5 protein-coding genes are annotated in these 4,611 nt (G+C 64.5%); 4 read left to right on the top strand and 1 reads right to left on the bottom strand.

Annotation, left to right across the window (positions count from 1 at the left end; translation table 11 throughout):
• From EN994_RS18710 to EN994_RS18695, 4 genes are all read left to right on the top strand, one after another.
• A partial coding sequence (locus EN994_RS18710) for a methyl-accepting chemotaxis protein (RefSeq protein ID WP_127307714.1) occupies window positions 1-1,779 on the top strand: 1,779 nt, incomplete at its 5' end.
• Between the two features lie 115 nt (window positions 1,780-1,894).
• On the top strand, window positions 1,895-2,995 hold the full coding sequence (locus EN994_RS18705; protein ID WP_063170433.1) for a hypothetical protein: 1,101 nt from the start codon (window positions 1,895-1,897) through the stop codon (window positions 2,993-2,995).
• Between the two features lie 110 nt (window positions 2,996-3,105).
• Entirely contained in the window at window positions 3,106-3,726 is a 621-nt protein-coding gene (locus EN994_RS18700) for a nucleoside triphosphate hydrolase (RefSeq protein ID WP_063169761.1), read from the top strand.
• Window positions 3,727-3,811: 85 nt separating this feature from the next.
• Window positions 3,812-4,159 (top strand): hypothetical protein, encoded by a 348-nt coding sequence (locus EN994_RS18695; protein ID WP_013528390.1) that lies wholly within the window; start codon window positions 3,812-3,814, stop codon window positions 4,157-4,159.
• 23 nt (window positions 4,160-4,182) lie between these two features.
• Here EN994_RS18695 and EN994_RS18690 read toward each other — a convergent pair.
• On the bottom strand, window positions 4,183-4,611 hold a 429-nt coding region (locus EN994_RS18690), incomplete at its 5' end, for a glutathione binding-like protein (RefSeq protein ID WP_206530419.1).

Raw genomic sequence — 4,611 nt, 5'->3', positions numbered from 1 at the left:
CTTATCAGGGCATCACTCAGCCGCACCGGCAAATGGGCTGGCAGCGTCGCCTTTGTCGGGGGTGCCGTATCCGACATCCTCAATCCGCTGGCGCCGTTCGCCGCCTATATCGCGCTGGTCGCCGCGGTGGCCGCAATCATCATCGCCATTGCCATCGTGCTCCGGCTGGTGCTGGCGGCCAAGGCGCTGCCGGCCTTGATCTTCGCCACCAGTGCGGCGGCCGTCGCCGGCGGCGTCTACGGCCTGCAGCAGCAGACCAACGCCCAGCATGGGGTGATCGCCAGCCTGGTGCCGGCCATTGCCGGGCTGCAGCAGTCGATGGGCATCGTTACCGAGAAAGTTGCGAAGATCGAGCAGACCGTCACGCAGACGCAAAAGACGGTCGACGCGGTCAAGCAGTCGACCGACACGGCGGCGAAAAAGACCGACGAGATCGCGTCCGTCCAGCAGCAGCAGACTGAGCAGACGGCGGAAGTGCAGAAGACCACCGACGAGGTGAAGAAGGAGACCGAGACGCTGGTCGCCGGCCAGGCGCAGCAGCAGGCCCAGACCGAGAAGCTGCAGGCGACGACGCAGCAGATCGCCGCCTCGATCGACATCATCGCCAAGGGCTTTGCCGCCCTTGCCGCGCAGGGCGGGGCGATCGCCGAGCCGAAGCGGCCGGACGAGTTCTACCACAATGCCCGCGTCTACGAGTTGTCCGGCGACATGCTGAATGCGCGGCGCTCCTACCTCGCCTTTGCCGGCTTCGACGTCGACGCCATCGATCCCTACACGCGCTTTGCCGCGCTGCTTCGGGTGCAGGACGGCAAGGCCGGCGCGCGCGAGGTGTTCGGCGCGCTTGCCGACAAGGGCAAGGCGCTGTCGATCAAGCTGGTGCATATCCAGCAGTTCGACGACGCCCAGCGCCTCGACAAGCTCAACGTCTTCATATCAGCCAATCCAGATTTCGCGCCGGCCTATTTCCTGTTGGCGCAGGAGTTTTCCGAAGACCGCCTCGGCGCCCAGACGCTGGCCGACAAGCGCAACGAGGCCAAGGCGCTGACCAAGTTCACGTCCTACGAAAAGGATGGCGGGTTGCTCAAATATTTCGTCGACCAGACGCAGTTGGCCGACTGGCTGGACCGCAGCCGCAGCCGGCTGGCGGCGCTTGGCGACGTGCTCGACCCCGCCCGCTTCGTGCCTTCGCTGACGCCGATGCGCTCCAACCAGGGCTGGTCGATGACCATCTCGCTGCCCGAGCCGGCGACCGCCATCTCCTGGCGCATGGGCGACAGCGGTCCTTTCACCGACACCGGTTTCCTGGCCATGAACGACCAGACCACCGGCAAGCCGATGGCCAATCCGAGCTTCGAGATACCCGACAGCACCGTGGCGGGGATCATTGCGATCAAATATCTCGACATCAGGGGCCGCGAGACCGGCCCGTTCGACATCCGCTTCGACCCCGAGACAGCGCTTCAGCAAGGCAACAAGCAGATCCTCGACCAGTTCTGGACCTCGTGGATCGCCTTCGATGCCAGCGGCAACCACGGCCTGGTCTATTTCACCCAGATGCTGTCCTACCGCTGCGCCATCAAACAGGTGCATTACAGCCTGAACGGCGCGGCCCTCGACAAGGAGATCAAGATGCCGCCTTGCGACAAGAAGGACCCCTACGCCATCCCCTACGATTACCAGCCCTATTTCAAGGTCGCCGACAGCGTGAAATCGATGTCGGTGCAGGTTACCTACACCGACGACACCAAGTCGCCGGTGCGGGAATACAAGCGACAGTAGCTCACCCTCCCCTTGTGGGGAAGGTGAAGGTGCGCGATGCAAAATGCCTGTCGCGGCGCTTGCGCAACCGCCGCCGAACGGTTCAGTTTGCGCCTTCAGAATCGGTGACAGCGCAATGACCATCCACACCATCAAGGCCAGAGGCATTTCGGTTTCGCTCGACCTCACGGTCGGCCACATCGCCGACATGGTCGTCGAGGCTGGCGGGCGGCAGCTGAAGCCGCTGCATCGCGCGCCCTGGGTCGATGCGAACGAGACGCTGCCGAAAGACCTGCCGGAAGGCACGGTTCGGCTGTCCGGCGATTTCCTCTGCGCGCCGTTTTCGCGCAGCGATGTCGAGGAAGCGCCGCTGCATGGCTGGACGGCCAACAGCGCCTGGGATGTCGTCGAAAGTGTCGCGACCGACGATGGCTGGCGCGCCGTCTATCGCCTGCGGCACGAGGTGATGGGCGCTTCGGTCGACAAGATCCTGACGCTGCGCGACGGCCATCCCTTCCTCTACCAGGAGCATGTATTTTCCGGCGGCAATGGTGCGATCTCGGTCGCCCATCACCCGATGACGGCCATGACCGGCGGCGGCAGGCTGGCCTTTTCGCCGAAGCGTTTTGCCGCGACGCTGGACGATCCGCTGGAGCCCGATCCCGCACGCGGCCGCTTCATGCTCGCCTATCCGGCGCGCTCCGCCGATCTCGGCCATTTTCCCGCCGCCGGCGGCGGCACGCTCGACCTGACGGAATACCGCATGGATGACCGCCGCGAGGATTTCATCACGCTGGTCGAAGCCGACCATGGCGGGCCGGGATGGACCGCGCTTGCACGACAGGCCGAGGACGATCTGGTGCTGGTGCTGAAGAACCCGGCCGAACTGCCAATCACCATGCTGTGGTTCAGCAATGGCGGGCGCGACTACGCCCCATGGAGCGGCCGCCACCTTGGCGTGCTCGGCATCGAGGATGGCCGCGCTGCCGTCGGCCATGCCGCCTCGATCGGCGACAACTGGCTGAAGCGCGAAGGGGTGGCGACCGCTTTTGCGCTGGGCGAAGGCCAAAGCGTGTCTTTTCGCCACGTCATCGGCGTCCTGCCGCTGTCGGGCGGCGAGCCGCCGCGGGACGTCACGACGGCGGATGGCCGCATGCGGCTGCATGCCGGCGGTTCGACGCGGGAGGTTCCCTTCGACAGCGATTTCCTGCGCATCGGCCAGCCGCTGGCCTCGTAGGTGTGATTGCGCGGCCGCAGGGTTTGAAATTTCCGTGAACTGTCGCCAAGATGTGGCCGAAATCATCATGCGGAACATGGTGGATCTGAAGCTCTGCCAGAGAGGCTCTCATGTCCGAAATCGCCCATCTCGCCGCCACCATCTTCAAACGCGCCGGCAAGGCAAACCGCTTCATCGTCGCCATTGCCGGTCCACCGGGCGCCGGCAAGTCGACGCTGTCGGCAAGGCTGCATGAACTGCTGCCCGAAGGGGCAGCGGAGGTCGTACCGATGGACGGCTTCCACTATGACGACGCCGTGCTCGAGCGGCGCGGTCTGCGCGCGCGCAAGGGCGCGCCGGAAACCTTCGACTTTGCCGGTTTTGAGGCCTTGCTGAAGCGTATCCGTGCCGGTGAACCCGACATCGCCATTCCGGTCTTCGACCGCAACATGGAACTGTCGCGCGCCGCAGCCTCGATCGTCGCCACAGAAACCAAGTTCATCCTGGTCGAAGGCAATTACCTGCTGCTCGACGAAGAGCCGTGGTCGCGGCTGGCGCCGCTGTTCGATTTCTCGATCTTCGTCGACGTGCCGCGCAACGAGCTCGAGCGCCGCCTGATGGAGCGCTGGCACGAGCATGGCCGCTCCGATGAAGATGCGCGCGCCTGGATCGCTTCCAACGACCTGCCCAACATCGAGCGCGTGCTCGCGCGGCGCAGTGCCGCCGATCTGGTGATCGGCCTTTCCGCTTGATTCGACGGATTGTGCAAGGGGAACTTTAAGACTTTCAGGCCGTTATCCCGACACGACAATTGTGCCAAAAGAGGGATTCGGTCCAATGGCAACCAAGGCAAAAAAGCCTGCGCCCGCCAAGGGCAAGGCGACCCAATCCAAAACCGGCGCCGGCCCGGCAATGACAGGCCGTTCGAAGGACGCCAAGCCGGCTTTCGGCAAGGCAGCGCCGAAGAAAGTGGTGCCGGCCGCAGCGAAAGCCGCGCCAAAAGCCGCAAAGCCGAAGAAGCCCGCGAGTTCCAGCGACTCCTTGGGCGGCAGTGCGATGCGCACGGCCAAGGCCACAGCCAACGTCGCTGCCGGCGCGGTCATGGTCGCCGCCCGAGGTGCTGCGTCGCTCGCCGCTTCCGTCATGGGCAAAGGCGGTTCGAAAGCCAAAGCGAAGGCGAAATAGCCGCGCTTCGGAGGCTGGTTTTTCTATCCCTTGGCCGGGATGGTCAGGCCTTTTTGCACCGCCGGCCGCGCCAGGCCGCGCTCCAGCCATGTTCCCAGATGGGCGAAATCGTCAAAGCCGACGAGTTCGCGTGCTTCGTAGAATCCGATCAGGTTGCGCACCCAACCGAGCAGCGAGATGTCGGCGATGGTGTAGTCATTGCCCATGATCCACTTGCGCCCCTTCAGCCGGCCGTCGAGCACGCCGAGCAGTCGCTTTGACTCGTCGCGATAGCGCTCCAGAGGGCGTTTGTCGGCGATTTCGCGGCCGGCGAATTTGTGGAAGAAGCCGACCTGGCCGAACATTGGCCCGACCGAGGCCATCTGGAAGAACACCCACTGGATGGTCTCGTAGCGGCGCGCGCCATCAATGGGCATGAGCAGGCCGGTCTTTTCAGCAAGGTAGAGCAGGAT

The organism is Mesorhizobium sp. M7A.F.Ca.CA.002.09.1.1 (assembly GCF_003998555.1).
Taxonomy (GTDB): domain Bacteria; phylum Pseudomonadota; class Alphaproteobacteria; order Rhizobiales; family Rhizobiaceae; genus Mesorhizobium; species Mesorhizobium ciceri.
The sequence above is the reverse complement of the archived record's forward strand: the minus strand, read 5'-3'. Positions and strand labels throughout refer to the sequence as shown.